Here is a 22,325-nt window from a genome sequence, read left to right as displayed (position 1 = left end):
ATATTAAGGAGTTTTATTATGGCTAAAAAAATTGCAGTTATAGTTGGAAGTCTCCGTAAAGATTCATTAAATAGAAAGATGGCCAAAGAGTTGATTAAAATGGCTCCGGCGTCTATCAAATTGGACTTTGTGGAAATAGGCGACTTACCTTTATACAATCAGGACTTTGATGATGAAGGACAGGTACCAGCGGCCTGGACAAAGTTCAGAGAGCAGATGAAAGGATATCAAGGAGTGCTGTTTGTGACTCCTGAATACAATCGGACCATACCAGCCCCTTTAAAAAATGCCATTGACGTGGGTTCGCGCCCCTATGGGCAGAGTATCTGGGGCGGCAAGCCTGGCGCTATCATCAGCGTATCACCCAGCGCCGCAGGTGGATTTGGTGCCAATCACGCTTTAAGGCAAGCACTGGTATTCCTGGACGTTCCCACTCTGCAACAACCCGAAGCCTACATTGGCAATGCCGGAAATCTGTTTAATGACAAGGGTGAAATTGCTAATGAAGACACCCGTAAATTCGTGCAAAAATTTATAGATGCTTATGCCAAGTGGGTTGAGACTAATTCTAAATAACGCAAGCCCTGTATAAAAAAGTAACTTTCTTGCATTCGCACAATCCGTTCGTGCTGAGGAGGGGGGGATAACCCTGAGTGATCCTCTCATATTGAGTACCACTCAGACCTATGCAGGATCGCCTTCCCCTCTCCGGGGGAAGGTGCCCGACAGGGCGGATGGGGGGATCAAAAAAGGAGTTTCTATNAAATAGACCNTNTTNTTTTAGACCTTTCTACCTTAAATAAGTTCTCTTTTTGATCCCCCCACCCGCCCTGTCGGGCACCCTCCCCCGGAGGTGGAGGGGCTACTTGCGCTGATCATCCTGCTTATTTGCATCTTTTTACAGGTTAAAATTATGAGAGGATCACTCAAGGTTATCACCCCTCCTCAGCACGAACGGTTCAGTGAGTGGGATGAGATAATAAAATCCTTATTTCGGGTTAACATCAGTTCTGAATAACACCATAACTTTTTTGCACTCGCACAATCCGTTCGTGCTGAGGAGGCGCGGCCTTTTGCGCCGTCTCGAAGCATGGCACAGACCCTTTGCTCTGATGCATGCTTCGAGACGGGGTTTCCACCTCTCCTCAGCACGAACGGGCCGGTGGGTATGTGGTTTTTCTTAACTGGTTCAGGGGATGAGATCCCGTATTACGGCTATTCGCCTAATACGTGCTACGAGACTGTTTTATTCCTGGCTGAGATGCGTTCGTCGTTCGCGCATTGTTTCTACGCTATTAATGACGGTTTGATAGCAAATTTCTTTCATTACTGGAATATCCTGCAAAGGAGTTCCTGAGTGGATGGTATAAGCAATTAAAAAGCTGTCCTGCCATACTTTTTCATTCAATTTTGCTTTTGCCTTCGCCCATAATGCAATCCATAAAAAATGGAATTGCCATTGTTCTCGATGTAACTCCATTTCTTCTGCGAAAACAGCATCCATTGCATCAGCCAGACGACATACTTTTACCCCGTCCACAAAACTGCTGTTATGATTCACAATTTTATCAATCAATGGACTTTCCAAATACCAGGATTCAGTGAATTGCTTGTTCTTCAGCCATAACTTTGTTCTCTGTAATGACTCCTGAATCACCTCTTCCGTAAAAGGAGTGATTTGAATGCTTAACTGGTCAAAGAGATAATCCAAATCCAGCTTGTTTGGCCTTAAACGAAGTCCCAGCAACTCCTGGATTTCAAGAAAATGGAGATAAGGAACTTCTCCTTTTTCCACCGTAATTGCAAGAAAGTGCTCTATCATTAATTGCAGATAATCAATATCTACTTCACGCAGGGTTACATTTTCGTCAAAAGCCTGTCTGTAATAATCAGCCACTTCTTTAGCTGAAATCGCTGGGGTTATCCAGGCATCTTTCAAACCCAAATCATATTTCAGCAATAAACCACACAGCCGGTTTTTCCGTTTATGGCGCACATGGATAAAAATCCCCTGAGAACCACTGCCATCCACTTCGGTCGCTTTAATCGTCATGGTTGCAGTTTGTGGTTCTGGTTCGAATACCACCCCTTTTTTACGCTGAACTTTAATCCATCGGTCAAAGATTGAATGATAACTTTCAGAATACCAATTTCTGATCACCTGCAAGCGGGAAAGCGAGGCAGATGACAGTGTAATTTTATCCATCAAATGATTCAGGGTAGCCAGAGCAATTTCCCTGACTTCCGCCTTGGGATGGAGCAAAATCAATAAGGCAATATCCTGACCTTCTTTTATACTGTACAAATCAATAATCAAATCAGAAAAAAAGTCAGGGGGCATTGCATAACTTTGAGCAAAGAAGTTTTCGGCTATGTCAAAAACAGAAAGATCAGACAATTCGTGTATTAAATCCCGGATTGAATCCAGATGGGTCACCTCATCCATTTCCTCCATACCATCATCTTCCTGGCTGGCCAATTCGAAATAAGCGTCTTTTAATTCCGGAGTCAATTCCACATGCACTTCGTAAAATGCATTTAGCACAGGCAGCCAAAAACTTAACGTATGTTTTTTAGTGTTGATGACTTCGGCCAGATAATTCATTAAAGCAGTCAACGACTTGGCTATCACCTTATTATTTGCTTCGGTAGCAGCCTGCAATTGTGCAACACAAATATCCAGGCCAAAAACACAGGCCGAATAAACCGGAGGACTGTCCTGCGTTACCTCTTCATCAAGATTATTAATAATATTGATTAAGTCAATTGAATATTCAGGATGCTGGAAAAAGAGAGCATACAATTGAGGATCAGGATCATCATTTCTTTCAATTAATACCGCCATTTCGGCAATAAGACGATGCAGTTGTTCTGGATGAGTACTCATACGGCTTCACGTACCTTTCTTGGTTTTCCATGTTCATCTATGGCAACAAAAACAAAGGTGCCCTCTGTTACCTGATACTTTTCAGATTGAGTTGCAGGAAGTACCCATACCTCAACACCTATAGTCATTGACGTTGTGCCCATTTTAATCAACTCGACATGACAGCTGACAACGTCTCCGACATGAACCGGTTTTAAAAAAGTCATGGAGTTGATTGCTACGGTTGCGACTCTGCCCTGGGCCAGTTTTTTTGCCAATACTCCGGCTGCCAAATCCATTTGTGACACCAGCCAACCGCCAAATATATCACCGTTTGCATTGGTGCTTGCCGGCATGGCTAAAGTCTGGATGGTTAACTCTCCCTTAGGCAGTTTCGTCATCACTATCCACCACGCTTTAATTTGGATAAAGCATCAGCCATAGCCGTATTAAATACTGTTTTTTTAACGGGTTCAGGCTTTTTCACCATCTCCGGTTTTTTCTTGTGTTCCGGTTTTTTAGCTTCAGTTTGCTTTTCCTGTCTTTTAGCTTGCTGAGGCTTAGCCGCCTTTTTCTCAGGCGCCGCATTATTTTCATCGCCTAACTTCATACTTAAACCGATACGTCTGCGTTCTTTATCTATTTCTACCACCTTAACCTTCACTATATCACCGGCCTTTACTATTGCTCTTGGGTCGGTAATAAAGCGGTTAGTCATGGCTGAAATATGCACTAAGCCATCCTGATGTACGCCTATATCAACAAAGGCCCCAAAGTTGGTGACGTTGCTTACCACTCCTTCCAGGATCATTCCTTCATGCAGGTGGTTAATGTCTTCGACACCCTCTTTAAACTGTGCTGTTTTAAATTCAGGTCTGGGATCGCGGCCTGGCTTTTCCAGTTCGCGTAAAATATCTCTGATCGTAGGAAGACCATAATGCTCATCAATATACTGATCGGCATTGATACTTTGCAGGATTTCTTTATTGCCAATAAGCTGAGGTATTGCCACTCGCTTGTCAGCAACAATTTTTTCTACCAGAGGATAAGCCTCAGGATGAACACAGGAAGCATCCAAAGGATTCTCACCATTCATAATACGCAAAAAGCCTGCGGCTTGCTGAAATGCCTTTTCACCCATACGGCTGATATTTTTTAATTGTTCCCTGTTGCTAAATGCACCATGCTCATCACGGTATTGCACTATATTTTTAGCCAAACTGTCATTGAGTCCGGAAACATGGGAAAGCAAAGCAGCAGAGGCAGTATTCACATCAACGCCAACAGCGTTCACGCAATCCTCAACCACTCCATCCAGGCAACGTGCTAATCGTGCCTGATTCACATCATGCTGGTATTGGCCTACGCCTATAGATTTGGCTTCAATTTTAACCAGTTCCGCCAAAGGATCTTGTACTCTGCGGGCAATAGAAACCGCACCTCTTAAAGTCACATCCAAATCAGGGAATTCATTGGCTGCAATTTCTGAAGCAGAATAAACTGAAGCGCCGGCTTCACTGACAATAATTTTGGAAAGGTTCATGTCAGGATACATTTTAATTAAATCAGCAACCAAACGTTCTGTTTCTCGTGAGCCAGTCCCATTTCCTATACTGATTAAATTCACCTGATATTTGACTGCAAGCTTCGCTAAATCAGCTATAGACTGATGCCATTCGTTTTGCGGTGCGAAGGGGAATATTACAGTGTAATCCAGCAGTTTACCGGTGGTATCAACTACTACAACTTTTACTCCGGTTCTTATTCCTGGATCAAGGCCTATAGTAATTTGAGGGCCAGCTGGAGCTGCAAGCAATAAATCCCTTAAGTTTCTTGAAAAGACTTTAATGGCTTCTTCATCGGCCATTTCACGTAAACGTGTTAATAATTCAAGCTCAAGTTTGGTAAATAATTTTACTTTCCAGGTCATACGCACAGTATCAAGTAACCAACTGTCTGCTTTACGTTGCTGATCAGCGATTTTGAAATGAGCTGCCACTTTATTTTCGCCATAATTTAAATCACTTTCAGGCAAGCTCAAAGTAACTTGTAATACGCTTTCCCGGCGACCACGGAATAAAGCCAAAGCGCGATGCGAGGGAATTTTTTTAATTGCTTCTGAATAATCAAAATAATCGGAAAATTTATTGACCGCTTCTTTTTTCTTACTGCTTCCAGTGGATTTGACAATGGCATGTTGCCATAAGTATTCACGTAATTCATTAATCAAATCTGCATCTTCGGCAAAATGCTCCATCAGAATATGTCGCGCACCTTCAAGCGCTGCTTTGGCATCTTCAACAGCCAGTTCAGCATTGATAAACTGTGCTGCATGCTCTTCCGGATCCAGAGCAGGATCTTGCCATAGTGCGTGAGCTAAAGGCTCCAGACCCGCCTCAACAGCAATCTGGGCTTTGGTACGGCGTTTAGGCCTGAAGGGAAGATATAAATCTTCCAGTCGCGTTTTTGTATCAGCCGCTAAAATGCTTTGTTCCAATTCCGGGGTTAGCTTTTCCTGCTCGCGTATGGATTCCAGAACTACGGTTCTACGTTCATCCAGTTCCCGTAAATAAAGTAATCGTTCTGCAAGAAAACGCAATTGCACATCATCAAGTCCTTCAGTTGCTTCCTTTCTATAACGTGCTATGAAAGGAACAGTTGCCCCCTCATCCAGCAGCCGAATAGCAGTCTCAACCTGAGATACCTTAACTTTAAGTTCCTGCGCAATAATTGCAGCCGACGCCAACATCTCTTGAGCCATTCACATCCCCGTAGTACATGATAAAAAATCGACACATTATATACTTATCATTATCGATATTGCGATATAAAAAATGTCCAATTATACAAACAAAAAAACCAATTTTAATCCAATATGAAAAACAAGCAATCAAAAAGAATACGGTATTCAAATTGATTAAAGATTTTTCTCACTTCTTCATACACCAAACACTGTTCGTCGCCTTGTGCAAACCACGATCGTGCAAGTGATTGCTTTTTTCCACTGCTTCTGTACTTTGCTTTACACAACGAATCTCACTGCATGATTTATATAATTCCCGAACCTCCTCATCGGACACGCTATAAGGCGGCCCCTCCATTGCTTCCTGGTCATAATGCATGGTTTTAAGCAAAATACGCCCTTCATGTTTAAGCCAATTCAGACAGCGCCTGGCATAAGCTGAACGTAATTGTTGTGGCAATGCAATCAAAGCGGCGCGATCATAAAGAGCATCAACGGATGAAATCAGAGAAGGTTCAAGAATGAATACATCTGCAACCCAGATTTGGAGTCTGTCGGTAAAAAAACGCCTGGTTGTTCCGAAGCGTTCTTGTTGAAACTCTATTTGATGTTCATCTGCAAATTGCTGCACGGCCTGCTCACTGAGCTCTATACCCGTAACATACAAACCCTGCTGACAAAGCCAGAGCATGTCCAGACTTTTACCGCACAGGGGAACCAGAACGCTGGAATCCGCAGGCAAATTCATCTCAGGCCAAAAAGCTGACAAATCAGGATTCACTTCCCCCTTATGGAACGAAGTGCGTCCTTCATGCCATAAATCAAGCCAAAATTGCTGCCCCTTATTCACTCAACGGTCACCGATTTTGCCAGATTACGTGGTTGATCCACATCAGTTCCTTTTGCTACAGCGACATGATAAGCCAATAACTGCAGAGGAAGAGTGTATACTATTGGAGCTATCCAGGAACCACAGGAGGGGACTTTAATCAAACGTGCACCATTTGCCTTCCAGGATTGGGAATCGTCTACAAATACGAATAATTGTCCGCCGCGGGCACTGACTTCATGTAAATTGGATTTTAATTTGTCCAGCAATTCATCATTAGGTGCGACAGCAATAACAGGCATGTCTTTATCTACCAGAGCTAAAGGTCCATGTTTTAATTCACCCGCTGGATAAGCCTCCGCATGAATATAAGAAATCTCTTTGAGTTTTAATGCTCCTTCGAGCGCAACAGGGTATTGCACGCCACGGCCTAAAAACAAGGCATGAGCTTTATTGACAAATAAAGCAGCCAGAGATTCAATTTCCTCATTCATGAGCAATGTACGTTCACAACAGGAAGGTAATTCCTGGAGTTGTTTTAACACATCCTCTGCCCGGTCATCATGGCAAAGAGCCGCTGCCAGCATTAAAAAGGCCGCAAGCTGGGTGGTAAATGCCTTCGTTGAGGCAACGCCTATTTCTATTCCAGCGCGCGTCAGAAAGACACAATCCGCTTCTCTGACCAAAGTACTGGTTGCCACATTACAAATTGCCAGACTGGCAAGATAATTCATGGTTTTGGCTTTATATAAGGCAGCAAGCGTATCTGCTGTTTCGCCAGACTGGGAGATAGTAATAAATAATGTCCCATCAGGAACGACCACATCGCGATAGCGATATTCGCTGGCAATTTCTACCTGTGTTGGAAGCCCGGCCAGAGATTCCAGCCAATATTTGGCAATCATCCCTGCATGATAGCTGGTACCGCAAGCCACGATATGAATTTGTTTTACCTCAGGGAACACATGTGATGCACGCTCGCCAAAACTGGATCGCAACACGTCCAGGCTATTGATTCGTCCTTCTACTGTATCAGTCAACACCTTGGTCTGCTCAAAAACTTCTTTGAGCATGAAGTGACGATAAGGACCTTTGGTAGCAATCTCGGCATCACTGTTTAAGGCATGCATGGGTCTGTCAACCCGGGTATGGCTGACATCATAAATTTTTATTTCATGCGCACTGATGCAGGCACTATCGCCTTCTTCAAGATACATCACTGATTGGGCAAAAGATCTTAAAGCCAGTGAGTCAGAAGCAATGAAATTTTCACCTATGCCCATCCCAACGACTAAAGGGCTTCCTTTACGGATAGCAACTAATTCCAGTGGTCTCTGCTGATGGATTACACCTAAAGAAAAAGCGCCATGCATTTCTGCAGCGGCAGTCTGAACAGCATGAAGCAGATTTTCATTTTGATTGTAATAATAATGAATCAAATGGGCTGCTACTTCGGTATCGGTTTCAGATGTAAACTGATAACCATTGGAAACCAGGCGTTGTCGCAATTGATCGTGGTTTTCAATAATACCATTGTGAACCAAAGCAATTTGTCCATGTGACAAATGCGGATGGGCATTCTGTTCAGAGGGTTTGCCATGAGTGGCCCAACGGGTATGTGCAATTCCGGTATTTCCGGCAACAGCCGTTTCCAGCATGGCGTCAGCCAGATTTTGAACTTTGCCCTGGATTCGTACGCGCTTTAAACGCGCATTGTTATCGATCACAGCGATACCGGCAGAGTCATAGCCCCTATATTCCAAACGACGTAAACCTTCCAGCAAGACCTTGCTAATATCCCGTTCTGAAACAGAACCCATAATTCCGCACATAAGCTGCTCCTCTTTCCAGCAATTGCTTTATCCGATCCGTTATCCTGTCACCTTAAAATATCAACAGATCCTGGATACGTTAATTTTTATTTAAGGAATTATGCCATAAACATCAATAAATCACTAAGGCAATTACTTCAATAGCAAAAAGGCTGTTTCTATTTTGTCTTGTGCCTACAAAATAAAAACAGCCTTCCTATATATTATTCAGACAACCACTCGTTATCGTTGAGCTATTTCGGGTGCTTTACAGGTCACCTCATAACCATGTTCTTTCATTGCAGTACATATTTCAAAGGCAAGAAATTGATGGGCTCGAGTACTGGGATGAATTTCGTCCCAGAACAAATAGCTGTCTGGATCATCGCACATATGGTAGTTATTTTCACCTGCTGCAAAACGCTCATCTCTATACTGTAATACATGGGCATTATTCAGCACCAGGTTACGGGCAAAGGGAGAATGAACAAAGGCATTCAACATGGGGAATGTAACATCGATACACGCCTCGGTCACATTGTTAAATCCAAATTGCTGTGGATCATTTACTGCCCTTTCCAGATACGTTTCTGTATTGATAAACAGAAAATCAGCATCGGGATACTGGGTTTGCCATTCTGCTACACGTAATGCCAGGCGCTCATTGTGTTTTTCAGCCGCGGCATTCAACACTTCCCTGTCATTGGTATTAATGAATTTAGGTGTTTCTCCAACATGAGGAATACCCAGAATAACGAAACGACGAGCTCCGGAATAAGCCAGTTTTAAAACTGAAGATCCTAAACCATCCAGTACGTTATCAATGTAATTACTCATTACGGTTGGATCGTATTTATCTTCGAAGGCAAGAGCATTGATGTAATCATTACCACCTGCATAAATAAAGTAGACCGACTGATCATTTAACTGTTGGTGCTCCAGCAAATAAGCCTGTACGGTTAAACCAAGACTTGGTGGAACCAGCTTGCCAACAATAATCGTTTTAATCATGGTCAATGGATGGCGAATCAAATTCCAGACGGTTAATTGCGTGTCATAGGTTGCCGCCCAGCTGCCGCCAAAGGCACGGTTCAAATACGCATCTTCATCGCTTTTTTGGATGGAAAGCATTTCAGCCAGATACTCATTCCAGACACGGCCATTAGAAAAGCGTGATTTCCAATAGGGCTGTCCGGGCAATATCGGGACCAATCTGACCTGAGCAACCAGGTTCACTATATAGGGTGCCAAATCGTTATCAAAAAAATCGGTTACCACAGAGATACCAGCGTCCAGAACCATTTGCGGAACATAATAGTCATTGGCAAAATCTATCATCCTATTAATGACAAATTTTTTGAAAGGAGCAACGATATAGGCAGGATGTTCTTCTCTTCTTAAGCTTTTCAGCAAATGAGTGGTATTGCCTATATCCGATAAACTGTCCCCAAATACGACCATTGATTTGACCGGCATGGAAGCGAAACTGAATGAGGTAAAGAAAAACAGTGCTGCAAACAACCAACGGCACATCCTGTGGTTAGCCATATAATCTCCTTATTAACTGCAAAGCAAAAAAACCATAGCCCGATCCCAAGAGTACGATCAGTTACAAATTTTTGTCAATGAATTCTGATGGATAAAAATCAATACCTTACAGATTACGTCACAGGGAGTAGCCGACTCACTTTGTCCTGATAAACTACGTCGTCCTGAGCGCGTCTTTTGGCGCGAAGGATCTCCAAATATTGGCACCATGCCACTTTCAGGAGATCCTTCGCGCCAAAAGAAGCGCTCAGGACGACGTAGAGCTGGTGACGACGTGGATCAGGGAATGGCCCAGGAGCCGTAGCCCGGTCTGCTTGCAGCCGGGATGGTGTACGTACCACTGCCATTAAGTTAAGCGCTACTCCGCCGTACCGCGGCTTGTCCGCGGTATCCAGAGATCTAAGTTCGGAATGAGATTCCTGGATCCCGTGGACAAGCCGCGGGACGGCGGAACTCCTTAACTTAATGGCAGTGGGTGTACGTACACCTCCCGGCTGCAAGCAGACCGGGCTACACAGTCCCACTCCGAATCCAGGTAAATTTCCTGCGTTTAATTCATTCCTATTGATTAAATTGTGAGTAAATGGTAATTTTTGCCAATTATTTTTGTTATTTTTGGGTTAGCACGTGAAAGAGATAGTTATTACTTCATTTTATAAATTTATTCCTCTTGATGATTTTGAAAGCATGAGAGAGCCTATACTGGATAAAATGAGGGAAATTGGTATTAAAGGTACGATTATTCTGGCCTCAGAGGGGGTCAATGGCGGCTTTGCTGGCAAACGGGAGGACATGGATCTGTTTTATCAATACATGCACAGCGATGCGCGTCTGGCAGATCTGAATTTCAAAGAAACTTTTGATGATAAAAACCCCTTTGATAAAGCCAAGGTGAAACTGCGCAAGGAAATTGTTACCATGGGCATCAAGGGAGTAGATCCTACAAAAACTCCTGGTACTTATCTTAATCCGGAAGAATGGAATGCACTGCTGCAGGATCCTGAAGTGATTTTAATTGATACCCGTAATGATTATGAATTTGAATTGGGTACTTTTAAAAATGCGATTAACCCTAATACAGAAAATTTCAGAGAGTTTCCTCAATACGTGAAAGAACATTTGAGCGATAAGAAAGATAAAAAAATCGCTATGTTTTGTACTGGCGGCATTCGCTGTGAAAAATCCACTGCGTACTTAAAAGAGCAGGGTTTTGAAAATGTATATCAACTCCATGATGGAATCCTGAAATACATTGAAGTGATGCCATCAGAAGAATCGCTCTGGGAAGGCAAATGTTTTGTTTTTGATGATCGAGTAGCAGTGGATGAAAAGCTGGAACGCGTTTATCCTCAATTGCCGCAGGATTATAAGGACGAACGGTTTCCGAAGTAAATTCGTAGCCCGTATTAGCGAAGCGTAATACGGGAAATTGCCACTTCGATCCTGTATTACGCTTCGCTAATACAGGCTACAACTCCGATTAAATCGTTAACTCGTCCTTGTATCTGTCCTCAATTGCCCATACATCAGCTATAATAACTTTTTTCTACAGTTCAGGTGTCTCATGACTACCAAAAAACAAACAGACTCATCGATTGTTTTCAACAGGAAAGCAGGCTTTGATTATTTTATTGAAAATCAATTTGAGGCAGGCCTTGTACTGCAGGGTTGGGAAGTAAAAAGTTTGCGTGCTGGAAAGGTCAATCTGTCCGATGCGCATGTGATTATTAAATATGGGGAAGCTTTTTTACTGGGCGCGCAAATCCAGCCGTTACAGACCGCATCAACTCATACAATTCCGGAACCGGACAGAACCAGGAAATTGCTGTTAAACCGCAAGGAACTCAGTCAGCTCATCGGTAGTGTGGAACGACAAGGTTACACTATAGTGCCCTTATCCTTATATTGGAAAAAAAATAAGATAAAGATAAAAATTGCGCTTGCCAAGGGTAAGAAGGAACATGATAAGAGAGATACTATAAAAGACCGTGATTGGCACAGAGACCGATCGCGGCTGATGAAAAACAAATAACGGACAGATACAGGCCAGATAACAGTCAAAGCATGATCAAGGAGAAAATGAATGAACACAGGCGATACAGTACCTGATTTTGAATTTACAGCAACAAGTAACCTGACAGCGCATTTAAGTGATTATAAAGGGCAGACTGTTATCCTTTACTTTTACCCTAAAGATGCAACACCAGGCTGCACTACTGAGGGACAAGATTTCCGTGATGCCTATCCACAGTTTAAAGCATTAAATGCCATAGTGTTTGGCGTGTCACGAGACAGTCTCAAATCGCATGAAAATTTTAAAGCCAAACAGAATTTTCCTTTTGAGTTAATCAGCGATAGCGATGAAAAATTATGTCAGTTATTTGATGTGATTAAAATGAAATCGATGTACGGCAAACAGCATCTTGGTGTTGAACGCAGTACATTCCTCATCGACAAGACAGGTGTGTTGAGACAGGAATGGAGAAAAGTCAGCGTTAAGGGACATGTAGAAGACGTTTTAAATACCTTAAAGACCTTGGTTTAATTTTAAAAAATTTAATGAGCTGTAAAGCGTCTATCTGGATTACTTCACTTTAATAAAAGGTCAACCCTTATCAGGGAAGGGCTGTAGCCCGGTCTGCTTGCAGCCGGGTAATAAGTCACCCCTACCAGCGCTGCCATTAAGTCAAGCGATACTCCGCCGTCCAGCAGCTTGTCCGCGGGCTCCAGAAATCTCACTCCGAACTTAGATCCCTGGATCCCGCGGACAAGCCGCGGGACGGCGGAGTTCCTTAACTTATATGAGTTTCGGATAAGAAGCGTGTTTTATCCAGTCGTTACTTCGATGCCGTTCGGGCTGAGGAGAGGCGGTAGCCTCGTCTCGAAGCCTTAGTACAGTGCCAAGGCTTCGAGACAGCGCTATCGCACTTCCTCATCTCGAACGGTTCGAGGTAAACACTGGCTCAAACAACTTTCTTATCCAAAACTCACGTTAATTTAAGCATTACACTTGGAAAATGCTTTACAATGGAGGACAAAACTTTGTACCTTTAGGAAAATGGATGCAATTTCCGTGCTTTTTCAGTATGGGGTAACAAGCCTCAGCAGTTTTGTGTCCCTCTTTACCGCATTCGGCCATTATCAGACCAGCCTGATCTTGTGTCATACTGGGTACTTTTGCTTTTAAAAATTCATAATCAGCAACAGAAGCAGATTGAGCATTTACTGTCACTGATGCAAATAAGAAACTCAATAATATCAAACATCTTTTCATACCATTCTCCTTGGTAATTAACAAAATGATGTAATCATTAAAGCATTACACCTTATAAAGGGTAGTCTACCCTCTATATTTAGTCAAAAAATGACTCATATCGTTCCAAAAAAAACCCTCCATGCTCAAACTCACTGACTAAGTTCTTCTGGCCTAAAATAAACATTTTGTAGAATATTTAATTAATTTTTGTTATTATAGGTTCGCCCAATGATCTGCAATAATCAGCTGTCAAGAGTCCACTATGTTAAATCGCAATGTTCAACTGTTTATAGTTATTGCCTCGTCAATACTCAGCCTGATAGCAACAGATATTTTATTACCCAGTTTGCCACAAATAGCCCTGCATTTCTCAGTGTCATCGAATGATGCCAAAACACTGATATCCATTTTTATGATCGGCCAATTTTCTACTGTTCTCTTCTGGGGGATGATCGCTGACCAATTGGGAAGAAGGCCCGCTCTGTTTTTAGGTATGGGAATATTTTGCATTGGTTCTTTGCTCGGGATTTATTCAAACTCAATTAACTTACTTTTAGTCAGCCGTTTCCTGCAGGGAACTGGTGCAGTCGTAGTTCCGGTTGCCGGATGGGCTTTAATTCAGGATCTCTTCCCCAAAGATGAAGGCGCACGCATCATGGCCTGGATTGGCAGCCTGACCTCAATACTCCCTTTATTCGCTCCGGCTGTAGGCGGAAAACTCGATGTACTTTACGGTTGGCAAGCCAATTTATACTGCATTGCCATCTATTCAGCCATTTTATGTTTCTTTATGTTCATTTTGCCACGGCAAAATACTGTTCACAGAGCAACACCATCCAGCTTAAAAGAACGCTTTAGCATTTATGGGCTAATTATCAGAAATAAAACCTTTATTTCCTACATAGCTCTTTTTGGCTTGTTAAACAGTGGGGAATGGTGCTTTCTCACCATGGCACCTTTCTATTATTCACATGCCAATATTAGCCCGGATACCATGGGCTTGTTATTAATGCTCACCGCGACAGGTTTTGTGTTTGGTTCACTCTTGGCATCCAAATTATTCAAGCGTTTTGGTGTAGATAAAACCATTGCTCTAGGGATTCAAATAGCCCTGCTGAGCAGTTTGATCCTGTTGGCCGGTGAATATTTACATTGGACTGATTATCAGATTTTTAATGCCGTAATGCTAGGCTTCTATATTTTCAGCTCCGCATTACTTTGGGGAGGAACCACCTCCAGAGCCCTGCAATGCTTTGATAATTACCGTGGCTCTGCCTCAGCTATACGCAGTCTTGTTTTACTCTGTTTTGCTGCCTTTGGAACTTATGCGGGAAAATTGGTAAACCATACCACGCTTTATCCAGTTGGACTCTACCTGTTTTTTGCAGCCTTATGTGCTTTGGTCATCTTTAACAATAAAGAACTAAGAGCAGGACGCATGACAAGATTCACGGCATAAAGGCTTTATCAGGGAATGGAAGCTGCTCTTGCAGCTGTCTCTTCTACACCCCTCTGAGCACACAATCCGGGATTGACTCCGACATCCCTCGGCTTGTCCGAGGGATCCAGGGGTTCAGGGCAGAAACACAGTCCCTGCCAGTATCACTGTTCCGCTTCCTCACGGTCGCGGCTCGGTTTTCGTGCGTTCGCAGATACTTCATCGTGCACCGGAAACCGAGCCGCGACCGTGAGGAAGCGGAATTTTTGTTGCGGCACAGAGCATGATTTAACATTGAGCAAGAGAAGATCACCCCCGGACCAATTATCTTGCTGCCTTAATCATCATCCTTATCTTCAACGCAGGCTCCATTAGACCAAATACAAATGAACCCATCTTTCATACTGGCGCAATCTGCTGAAGAAGTGTAATCACTACAGTTTTTTGGCGGATCGTTACTGTCTTCATCTGCATAGCTGAGCTGACCTAACAGTAAGAACCCCAGACCAATGAACGCTGCTTTCATTTTATAATTCATTTTCTGACCCTTTTAATGTACACCTCTTTAATTATAGATATGAATCGAAGATCATGTATTATTTTTGCTCCGACATATTTTTGCGAGTCTATCCTCCCGCTCCACGTCGTCCTGAGCGCGTCTTTTTGCGCGAAGGATCTCCTGAAACCGGCATGGTGCCTGTATTTGGAGATCCTTCGCGCAAAAAGACGCGCTCAGGACGATGTGGTTACCCGTTACTGGTCAGGAAAATAACGGGTAAAATTGGAGGACTCTTTGGATCAACAGCGGGGTTGAATTTAATCAGTGCATAACCTTTAAATTGTTCTGGGAGTTTTTTGATTTGGTTAATATCTATTTGCTCACTGCTTTTATCTTTTGATTTCAATAGTACTTCCGCCTGCAGTTTTGCAGAAAGATCCATCAACGAAACCGTAATCGTCTTTTCTTCATTAAGCTGATTCGTAAAATAAATGGATAAAATCGCTTTATCACCATTTTTGGCAATAGCAGGTTGCAGATAGGTTAAAGAATCATATTTCATCGCCGGAATAATCTGTAAAACGGGTTCAGGCTTACCTGCCAACTGTTGCTCCAGGCTATCTATTCTATCACTCAAACAGTTGATTGCCTGATAGACCATTAACGTCGTAGCAACAAAATTATCGCGCTGAGGGATATTTTTTGCGCAATGTGAGCCACCGCCACCAGCACCATGACTTACTGACTGAAGAAGAAATAACATCAATACTAAAAACTGTCTCAATTTAATCATCCCGGCTAAAACTCATCAATAGAGCCATAATTCTCATCCATAGCCCAATCCACAAAGACTTTATTATAAAAATCACTATTAAACACTTTATTTGTCGTATAAATATCATTTTTAGCCAAGTGTTTTAACAAGACTGGCAAACTCGAAACAGGATTAATATATTTCGTAATATAGCGTCTGATGTCATTACTGTAATTATCAGGAGCATATTCAGGATTTTTGAACGACGTGTAATACTGAGGGGTCAACAGAACCAATAATGAAGTATTTTGTCTCTTTTTACTTTTTCGGTTAAACGCGTAACGCAACAAAGGAAGATCACCTATGCCTGGTGTTTTATTACCGGTAGCAGAATTAAAGTCTTCTGATAAGGCGCTAAGGATGACTGTTTCGCCATAGCGAATATTCACGGAAGTATGGGTGTTTTCCTTAATGGTGCGGGCGGCAGTTTCAAACGTGCCTACGGTGGAACTTGCGCCTTCGGTGAGAAATTCACGACCTATATTCACATCCAAATCAAGAGATCCATCCTTTAAAAAAGTAGGGGTGACCGTCATTCTCAAGCCAACCGGGATTATTTGTACTTCTCCAATATTGACCCCGGCAACGCCAATTAACAAATCCGAACCCGAAAAATACTCTGCAGTTTTGCCTTCTCTTGCTAATAAAGTAGGGCGAGAAAGAATTTGATCATGTTCAGAGAAATCATTAAATATATTCATGTTATAAGTAATGGTTGGAATAGATAGGGCATTAGTCACTAATGAGGAATAGTTTAAATCCGGGTTGACGCCTGTAGTTCCCAAAACAGGATATTTATTCAATGCATCAGCATACTGCCCCCAGTTACTGGTACCAAATCGTGTAGTTCCGGTAGTCAGGGCATATTGTAATTGCAAGCCATTGAGCAGATTAACCCCTCTGCTTTTTTCATCCGTTTCCCGCGACAGGATAATAACCGCATCCACAAATACTTGTTTGTTATCTTTACGATGACGTACAGGTTTGGAGCCAAATTTTGGATCAGAGGTATCCATGGCTATTTTTTCCTGGATGAATTGAGCCCGTGGCATACGTCTGGCAATGACTTTTATCTCTTTCAACACCGGTGATTTTGGAGAAAGGTATTCCAGCTGTTTTATCATCACCTCAATATTTTCATGGTCATTATTTTTTTGCGCGCTTAAAACATAAGCTTTAAAAAACGGGACTTTGCTTTTACCTTTACCCAATTTCAGCGCTTTGGCCAGATTAAGCTCTGCTGCAGAATACTCTTTTTTCTGGTAATAGATTAAGCCAAGGTAATAATATGCCCAGGGATCCTGAGGGCAAAATTTTATGGTTGTCTGATAGCCTGCTGCCGCCAGATCAAGGAAACGATAATTGCCTTTCCCCTCAAGCTGATAAGAAAGCGCATTTAAAAAATGCAAATGACAATTTTTAGGATCGCTTTTCAAGGCACGTGAAAAGTATTGGCGTGCTGCCGCGTATTGCCCTGCTTTGCTGAGTTGTACTCCCTTTTGAGCCAACTCCCTGGTAGACATCTGTGTTTGTATTTCAACTTCTTTTGTTGTGCTGGCACATGAAGTCAGCATAATTGCTAAAAACGTGACTAAAAAAAATCGCATATCCGTATTTTCCCTACAACATTAAAACTTAACCATGTAACCACCATAAATGTGCTGCATATTACCGTAAATTTGGCGAACAAAGCAAAAGATATTGAATATTTTTATCAAGCATTCTAATATGGCCTTCAACAATGAAATGGTATTCACAATCAGGTGTAATCACGCATGGACAATAATAAATTTTTAATCTCTTTTCTGATACTTGCAACATCTACAACACAAGTTTATGCTTTAAAAACCTATTCCGAGGTACGGGGTAATTTTTTTGATTTGACCGCCTTTCAAATGAATCTGGGCGCCTCGAGTTTTCACACCAACAGCAATACCCACTTTCTTCCACAAAACGTATTCAATGCTGATTCCTTTAGAAGCAGCGGCTTGCATGGCGCGCTGAATATTACTGATCTCAAATTTTTTGCCCCATGCTGGCTCATTGGTGCACGTATTGGAGCTGAAGGTTTTTCCAATTTGAAAAATGATGTCTATTCCCCACTGGTTGTTAATGGAATCCCTACGGGCTATTCTTATCAGCGTCAGGGCGGTGGTTTTGTTGATGTGGTTCTTGAAACCATGCAAAATCAGCATTGGTATCTTGATGCTTTCGCAGGAGCAGGCTATAACCGATACTCTTTTAAAGAATTTAATACACCCCTTACAGACAACTACAACTGGACTGTTAATGCCCGTGTCGGTGTTGGCGCTGGACTGGTGTTGCAGGAATATTATAGTGTCGGGATTGAATATACTCATGATTTCGCTATCAAACAGTCTTTTTCGTCAGTCAATCTGAATAACTATCAATACGGAAATTATTCATTTAATTCAAATGGAAACAGTATTGATTTGACCTTTAGAGCTTATATGAATTAAACAACTGCCAAAACTATTGGATGCAGGAAAAAGTATCTGAATTGATTTTTTGTTATCTCACTTCTATACTCAATATCATATGGATACGATATAAGTCCAGTAATCCCAATCTGCAAAGGAGATAGTTATGGTTTATTTTAGAAACTTATTATGTGCTTCTTTGATTTTGTTACTACCATTTTCAGTCAATGCGGGATCAAAATTTTTTTTCAAACTGTTAAATAACTGCCAGTGTATTAATCTGAAAGCAAAAGTAGATACAGGATATTCTAAAGTTTCTTATAATAGTGGCCAAAATCCTATGAAAATTGAGCCAGGTCAAGCGCAGCAAAGTGTTTGGTATGTAGAACGAGGTGAAAGTAATCAGCAAATATCCATTACAATTGCAAAAGACAGTAAAAATACTGGTTCTTCTAAATGTCTGACAAAGAGTTCAGATAGTGGTGACGAGTATGTAGATGAAGAATGGAATAAGGCACCTGTTGCCGTATTAACGTTTTATCTTACTGGTGCAAAACGCGATATGGATGGTAAAAGTAAAAAGGGCTCAAATTCTGCCGGTAGTGCCGTAACCGTAAGTGGAAGTGATAAAAATTACATTATTAACTATAAATGTGGCCATTAAGCCTAATTGGTCAGATAATGTAGGCTGCAACACTAGCTTGCGGCCTGCATCAGTTTTTATTTTGTGAATTTCTTATCCTCAACTACCATTTTTGAACCAGTGCCTAAAGAAAGTAATAGGTCAGGGAGAGATCTTGTCTCTTGCTCGATAGGAACTGACCTTTTACTGAAGAAAAGCATCTGTTCATTCCTCTACAGTAAAATATAATTCTTGACGTAATTCTCATAGCTCAGCACAATGAAGATAGGTAATTCAAAAACTTAAAGCTCATTTGAATTATCAAAAACCTTATTTTAGCTGAAAGGGTGAATATTATGGATACTATCAATACTGGTTCTAAGCTGTTTGTGCTGGATACTAATATTTTAATGCATGATCCTACAGCTATATATCATTTTGATGAGCATGATATCTATCTGCCTATGGTCGTGCTGGAAGAGCTGGACCGACATAAAACCGGGACTTCTGAACTAGCGCGTAACGTTCGACAAACCAACCGTATGTTAGTAGAGTTAATGAGCAACGCCTCTCATGAACAAATTGTCTCAGGATTAGCCATCCCCAGTTTTATCAGTTCAAACAACAAAAGAAGCAGCGGCAAGCTGTTTTTTCAAACCGATGAGTTTGATCAGGTAGTTCCTTCCACTTTGCCCGGACACAAAGTAGATAATACCATCCTTGCAACCGCTTTGGGATTACAGAAAAAGTTCAAAGGCAACAAGCAGGTTATTATTATTTCCAAAGACATTAACCTGCGTATTAAAGCAGGTATCCTGGGCATACCTGCTGAAGATTATTACAATGATCAGGTACTTGATGACGTTAACTTGCTGCACCGCGGTTTACACATCCTCGATAACAATTTTTGGGATACTCATGCCAAAGACATGGGTTCATGGCAAGAAAGCGGCAAAACCTTTTATCGGGTTTCAGGCCCACTGGTAGCCCAATGGAATCCTAATGATTGCATCAGTACCGAAGACAATGAATTCCAGGCTATAGTGAAAAAACTGGATAAAGAAAGTGCAGTCGTGCAACTGGTACGTGACTACACGCAAACCAAACATTCAGTCTGGGGCATTACGGCCAGAAACAGAGAGCAAAACTTCTCTTTAAATTTACTGCTGGATCCGGATATTGATTTTGTCAGCCTGCAAGGTTCCGCAGGAACAGGAAAAACCTTGTTAACCATTGCTGCCGGTCTGACTCAGGTTATGGATCAAAACCGTTACAATGAAATATTAATGACCCGGGTGACTATTCCTGTTGGTGAAGACATTGGCTTTTTACCTGGTACAGAAGAAGAAAAAATGACTCCCTGGATGGGCGCCTTAATGGATAACCTTGAAGTGCTGCATGGCTCACAGGTTGGCGGTAGTTTTGGCCGCGGCGCGACTCAGGACTTGTTGCAAAACAAAATTAAAATTCGTTCCTTAAACTTCATGCGCGGACGTACCTTCCTTAATCGCTATATTATTATTGATGAGGCGCAAAACCTTACCTCCAAACAGATCAAAACTCTGGTAACCCGGGCAGGCCCAGGCAGTAAAATTATTTGCCTGGGGGACATCAAGCAAATAGATACCCCTTACCTGACTGAAACTACTTCAGGCTTAACCTTTGCTGTGGACAGATTTAAGCACTGGGAACACAGCGCGCACATGACTTTAACACGTGGAGAACGTTCAAGACTTGCATTTTATGCCGCTGAGCATTTATAGTACGCGTTTTACGAGGATATAATATGACTGACCAGGCCATCACCTTTGATGACGTACTACTTGTGCCTTCGTACAACCACCATGAGTCAAGACGGGTGGTTGATACGAGCAGTACGGATCGTTTAGGTAAACTTAGTCTGAATCTTCCAGTAATCAGTTCCAATATGGACACCATTACTGAAAGTAATATGGCTAATTTTATGCACGAGAAAGGAGCCATGGGCGCTCTTCATCGCTTTATGACCATCGAAGAAAACATCCTCGAATTCAAGAAATGTAAAGGCAAGGTCTTTGTGTCCGTTGGTTGTACTGATGCAGACTTGCAAAGGGCGGAAGCACTGCGTGATGCGGGTGCTGATTATTTTTGTGTTGACGTAGCTCATGCCCATGCCAAATATGTAGGTAAAACCTTAAAAAACTTACGCCAACTGCTTGCTGATCGCTGCATTATGGCCGGAAATGTCGCAACTTATGCTGGTGCAGATTATCTGGCATCCTGCGGTGCGGACATCATTAAAGCAGGAATTGGCGGCGGTTCTGTATGCAGTACACGAATCAAAACCGGTTTTGGTGTTCCCATGCTGACCTGTATTCAGGATTGCTCACGCTCTGATCGTTCTATTGTCGCAGATGGCGGCATTAAAACTTCTGGAGACATAGTTAAAGCACTGGCGTTTGGCGCTGACTTTGTCATGATTGGCGGAATGTTGGCAGGAACAGCTCCAACTCCAGGCGAAGTCATTCTCAATAAAGACGGCAATAAAGTAAAACGCTATCGTGGTATGGCTTCACGAGAAGCCCAGGAAGACTTCCATGGCCAAATGAATGAGTGGAAAACCGCTGAAGGCGTAGCTACAGAAGTGCCCTACAAAGACAATACCGACTCTATAATCGCCGACATCGTTGGTGGTTTGCGCTCAGGTTTAACTTATGCAGGTGCGGATACAATCAGTGAATTACAGCGTAAGTTAAATTATGTTGTAGTGACGCAAGCTGGCCGCATCGAAAGTTTACCGCACAAATTAATGGAACGATAATCCCACCGCCAGCGAAAGGAATTATATTAATAATCATACCTTTATCGCGGGAAAGGGTTGGGAACACTGCCATTAAGTTAAGGAGTTCCGCCGTCCCGCGGCTTGTCCGCGGGATCCAGGAATGTCACTCCGAACTTAGATCTCTGGATACCGCGGACAAGCCGCGGTACGGTGGAGTATCGCTTAACTTAATGGCAGCGCGTGGGGCTTAGCCTGACAGCTATGGGCGAAGCACCTGACCTACGATCCACTCGACATCCTCGTGACTTATTACTTTACTAAGAGATCAAAAATTAGAATGATCACGTAATTATGCAGTCCCCACCGCTCTGGTACTGTGTGATTCATCGGGATGCTGTAGATCAGGCAGCCCCATTAATTTATCTTGTTTGTTATTATGTGCTCTCGCCTGCTCATCATATTGGCTAGAAGATGATGCTTCAAAATCAGCCGTTGCTGAAGTTGTGGTACTTGGCATAGGCGTCATTTTTGCTGAAGATGATGGCATAGCTGACATTGAAGAAACTGAGTCATCATGTTCACTGCTCGGTGAACTGGAACCACTACCCGAACCAGGAGAACTGGAACCACTATCACTGCTCGGTGAACCTGAGCCACCGCCCATGCTGGGGGAACTGGAGCCACTGCCCATACTGGG

General features: G+C 42.5%; 20 protein-coding genes. 9 read left to right on the top strand and 11 right to left on the bottom strand.

What is annotated here, in order from left to right:
* Nucleotides 1–18 precede the first annotated feature (18 nt).
* Complete coding sequence (locus tag B094_RS0114610) at nucleotides 19–576, top strand: NADPH-dependent FMN reductase (protein ID WP_018578566.1); 558 nt, start codon at nucleotides 19–21, stop codon at nucleotides 574–576.
* 670 nt (nucleotides 577–1,246) lie between these two features.
* On the opposite strand, the gene B094_RS0114605 is transcribed toward B094_RS0114610, so the two are convergent.
* The 6 genes from B094_RS0114605 to plaC form a co-directional block, all read right to left on the bottom strand.
* On the bottom strand, nucleotides 1,247–2,887 hold the full coding sequence (locus B094_RS0114605; RefSeq protein ID WP_018578565.1) for a hypothetical protein: 1,641 nt from the start codon (nucleotides 2,885–2,887) through the stop codon (nucleotides 1,247–1,249).
* Nucleotides 2,884–3,267, bottom strand: a complete 384-nt coding sequence (yciA, locus tag B094_RS0114600; protein WP_018578564.1) for an acyl-CoA thioester hydrolase YciA — start codon at nucleotides 3,265–3,267, stop codon at nucleotides 2,884–2,886. The genes B094_RS0114605 and yciA overlap by 4 nt, the downstream gene beginning before the upstream one ends.
* Before the next feature lie 2 nt (nucleotides 3,268–3,269).
* Complete coding sequence (locus B094_RS0114595) at nucleotides 3,270–5,627, bottom strand: Tex family protein (protein WP_018578563.1); 2,358 nt, start codon at nucleotides 5,625–5,627, stop codon at nucleotides 3,270–3,272.
* 169 nt (nucleotides 5,628–5,796) lie between these two features.
* A complete protein-coding gene (locus tag B094_RS0114590) occupies nucleotides 5,797–6,459 on the bottom strand; it encodes a thiopurine S-methyltransferase (protein WP_018578562.1) in 663 nt (220 codons plus the stop codon).
* A complete protein-coding gene (gene glmS, locus B094_RS0114585; protein WP_018578561.1) occupies nucleotides 6,456–8,270 on the bottom strand; it encodes a glutamine--fructose-6-phosphate transaminase (isomerizing) in 1,815 nt (604 codons plus the stop codon). The genes B094_RS0114590 and glmS overlap by 4 nt, the downstream gene beginning before the upstream one ends.
* Nucleotides 8,271–8,492: 222 nt before the next feature.
* Nucleotides 8,493–9,797, bottom strand: a complete 1,305-nt coding sequence (gene plaC / locus B094_RS0114580; RefSeq protein WP_018578560.1) for a lysophospholipase/glycerophospholipid:cholesterol acyltransferase PlaC — start codon at nucleotides 9,795–9,797, stop codon at nucleotides 8,493–8,495.
* A 627-nt stretch (nucleotides 9,798–10,424) separates the two neighbouring features.
* On the opposite strand from plaC, the gene trhO reads away from it, so the two are divergent.
* The 3 genes from trhO (at nucleotide 10,425) to B094_RS0114560 (ending at nucleotide 12,342) form a co-directional block, all read left to right on the top strand.
* A complete protein-coding gene (trhO, locus tag B094_RS0114570) occupies nucleotides 10,425–11,189 on the top strand; it encodes an oxygen-dependent tRNA uridine(34) hydroxylase TrhO (protein ID WP_018578558.1) in 765 nt (254 codons plus the stop codon).
* A gap of 172 nt (nucleotides 11,190–11,361) precedes the next feature.
* Nucleotides 11,362–11,829 (top strand): SsrA-binding protein SmpB, encoded by a 468-nt coding sequence (smpB, locus tag B094_RS0114565; protein WP_018578557.1) that lies wholly within the window; start codon nucleotides 11,362–11,364, stop codon nucleotides 11,827–11,829.
* Between the two features lie 51 nt (nucleotides 11,830–11,880).
* Nucleotides 11,881–12,342, top strand: a complete 462-nt coding sequence (locus B094_RS0114560) for a peroxiredoxin (RefSeq protein WP_018578556.1) — start codon at nucleotides 11,881–11,883, stop codon at nucleotides 12,340–12,342.
* 477 nt (nucleotides 12,343–12,819) lie between these two features.
* Here the strand turns inward: B094_RS0114560 and B094_RS0114555 are convergent, their stop codons facing one another.
* Nucleotides 12,820–13,071 (bottom strand): hypothetical protein, encoded by a 252-nt coding sequence (locus B094_RS0114555; protein ID WP_018578555.1) that lies wholly within the window; start codon nucleotides 13,069–13,071, stop codon nucleotides 12,820–12,822.
* A 244-nt stretch (nucleotides 13,072–13,315) separates the two neighbouring features.
* On the opposite strand from B094_RS0114555, the gene B094_RS0114550 reads away from it, so the two are divergent.
* On the top strand, nucleotides 13,316–14,512 hold the full coding sequence (locus tag B094_RS0114550; protein WP_018578554.1) for an MFS transporter: 1,197 nt from the start codon (nucleotides 13,316–13,318) through the stop codon (nucleotides 14,510–14,512).
* A gap of 316 nt (nucleotides 14,513–14,828) precedes the next feature.
* On the opposite strand, the gene B094_RS0114545 is transcribed toward B094_RS0114550, so the two are convergent.
* From B094_RS0114545 to B094_RS0114535, 3 genes are all read right to left on the bottom strand, one after another.
* Nucleotides 14,829–15,029, bottom strand: coding sequence for a hypothetical protein (locus B094_RS0114545; RefSeq protein ID WP_018578553.1), 201 nt, complete (start codon nucleotides 15,027–15,029; stop codon nucleotides 14,829–14,831).
* A 208-nt stretch (nucleotides 15,030–15,237) separates the two neighbouring features.
* Nucleotides 15,238–15,783: a hypothetical protein gene (locus tag B094_RS0114540; RefSeq protein WP_018578552.1), complete on the bottom strand. Its 546-nt coding sequence runs from the start codon at nucleotides 15,781–15,783 to the stop codon at nucleotides 15,238–15,240.
* A 5-nt stretch (nucleotides 15,784–15,788) separates the two neighbouring features.
* A complete protein-coding gene (locus tag B094_RS0114535) occupies nucleotides 15,789–17,411 on the bottom strand; it encodes a hypothetical protein (protein ID WP_018578551.1) in 1,623 nt (540 codons plus the stop codon).
* Nucleotides 17,412–17,579: 168 nt separating this feature from the next.
* Here B094_RS0114535 and B094_RS0114530 point away from each other — a divergent pair, with 168 nt between their 5' ends.
* From B094_RS0114530 to B094_RS0114515, 4 genes are all read left to right on the top strand, one after another.
* Entirely contained in the window at nucleotides 17,580–18,284 is a 705-nt protein-coding gene (locus tag B094_RS0114530) for a hypothetical protein (protein WP_018578550.1), read from the top strand.
* Nucleotides 18,285–18,411: 127 nt separating this feature from the next.
* The gene (locus B094_RS0114525) at nucleotides 18,412–18,909 is read left to right on the top strand and encodes a hypothetical protein (RefSeq protein ID WP_018578549.1); all 498 of its coding nucleotides are present in this window, start codon (nucleotides 18,412–18,414) and stop codon (nucleotides 18,907–18,909) included.
* A 314-nt stretch (nucleotides 18,910–19,223) separates the two neighbouring features.
* Complete coding sequence (locus B094_RS0114520) at nucleotides 19,224–20,630, top strand: PhoH family protein (protein WP_018578548.1); 1,407 nt, start codon at nucleotides 19,224–19,226, stop codon at nucleotides 20,628–20,630.
* Between the two features lie 23 nt (nucleotides 20,631–20,653).
* Nucleotides 20,654–21,667: a guanosine monophosphate reductase gene (locus B094_RS0114515; RefSeq protein ID WP_018578547.1), complete on the top strand. Its 1,014-nt coding sequence runs from the start codon at nucleotides 20,654–20,656 to the stop codon at nucleotides 21,665–21,667.
* A 310-nt stretch (nucleotides 21,668–21,977) separates the two neighbouring features.
* On the opposite strand, the gene B094_RS16335 is transcribed toward B094_RS0114515, so the two are convergent.
* Nucleotides 21,978–22,325, bottom strand: a 348-nt coding sequence (locus B094_RS16335; protein ID WP_040524399.1) for a hypothetical protein, incomplete at its 5' end; no start/stop codon positions are given.

It is taken from the genome of Legionella shakespearei DSM 23087, assembly GCF_000373765.1.
Classification (GTDB): domain Bacteria; phylum Pseudomonadota; class Gammaproteobacteria; order Legionellales; family Legionellaceae; genus Legionella; species Legionella shakespearei.
This window is presented reverse-complemented; position numbering and strand designations above follow the sequence as displayed.

Excerpts from the sequence above, each read along its gene's own strand:
- B094_RS0114535 (WP_018578551.1), bottom strand. The coding sequence starts at position 17,411 with ATGCGATTTTTTTTAGTCACGTTTTTAGCAATTATGCTGACTTCATGT.
- smpB (WP_018578557.1), top strand. The coding sequence starts at position 11,362 with ATGACTACCAAAAAACAAACAGACTCATCGATTGTTTTCAACAGGAAA.
- plaC (WP_018578560.1), bottom strand. The coding sequence starts at position 9,797 with ATGGCTAACCACAGGATGTGCCGTTGGTTGTTTGCAGCACTGTTTTTC.
- B094_RS0114540 (WP_018578552.1), bottom strand. The coding sequence starts at position 15,783 with ATGATTAAATTGAGACAGTTTTTAGTATTGATGTTATTTCTTCTTCAG.
- B094_RS0114560 (WP_018578556.1), top strand. The coding sequence starts at position 11,881 with ATGAACACAGGCGATACAGTACCTGATTTTGAATTTACAGCAACAAGT.
- B094_RS0114605 (WP_018578565.1), bottom strand. The coding sequence starts at position 2,887 with ATGAGTACTCATCCAGAACAACTGCATCGTCTTATTGCCGAAATGGCG.
- B094_RS0114530 (WP_018578550.1), top strand. The coding sequence starts at position 17,580 with ATGGACAATAATAAATTTTTAATCTCTTTTCTGATACTTGCAACATCT.
- B094_RS0114595 (WP_018578563.1), bottom strand. The coding sequence starts at position 5,627 with ATGGCTCAAGAGATGTTGGCGTCGGCTGCAATTATTGCGCAGGAACTT.
- B094_RS0114520 (WP_018578548.1), top strand. The coding sequence starts at position 19,224 with ATGGATACTATCAATACTGGTTCTAAGCTGTTTGTGCTGGATACTAAT.
- B094_RS0114550 (WP_018578554.1), top strand. The coding sequence starts at position 13,316 with ATGTTAAATCGCAATGTTCAACTGTTTATAGTTATTGCCTCGTCAATA.
- B094_RS0114555 (WP_018578555.1), bottom strand. The coding sequence starts at position 13,071 with ATGAAAAGATGTTTGATATTATTGAGTTTCTTATTTGCATCAGTGACA.
- B094_RS0114515 (WP_018578547.1), top strand. The coding sequence starts at position 20,654 with ATGACTGACCAGGCCATCACCTTTGATGACGTACTACTTGTGCCTTCG.
- yciA (WP_018578564.1), bottom strand. The coding sequence starts at position 3,267 with ATGACGAAACTGCCTAAGGGAGAGTTAACCATCCAGACTTTAGCCATG.
- glmS (WP_018578561.1), bottom strand. The coding sequence starts at position 8,270 with ATGTGCGGAATTATGGGTTCTGTTTCAGAACGGGATATTAGCAAGGTC.
- B094_RS0114545 (WP_018578553.1), bottom strand. The coding sequence starts at position 15,029 with ATGAATTATAAAATGAAAGCAGCGTTCATTGGTCTGGGGTTCTTACTG.
- B094_RS0114610 (WP_018578566.1), top strand. The coding sequence starts at position 19 with ATGGCTAAAAAAATTGCAGTTATAGTTGGAAGTCTCCGTAAAGATTCA.
- B094_RS0114525 (WP_018578549.1), top strand. The coding sequence starts at position 18,412 with ATGGTTTATTTTAGAAACTTATTATGTGCTTCTTTGATTTTGTTACTA.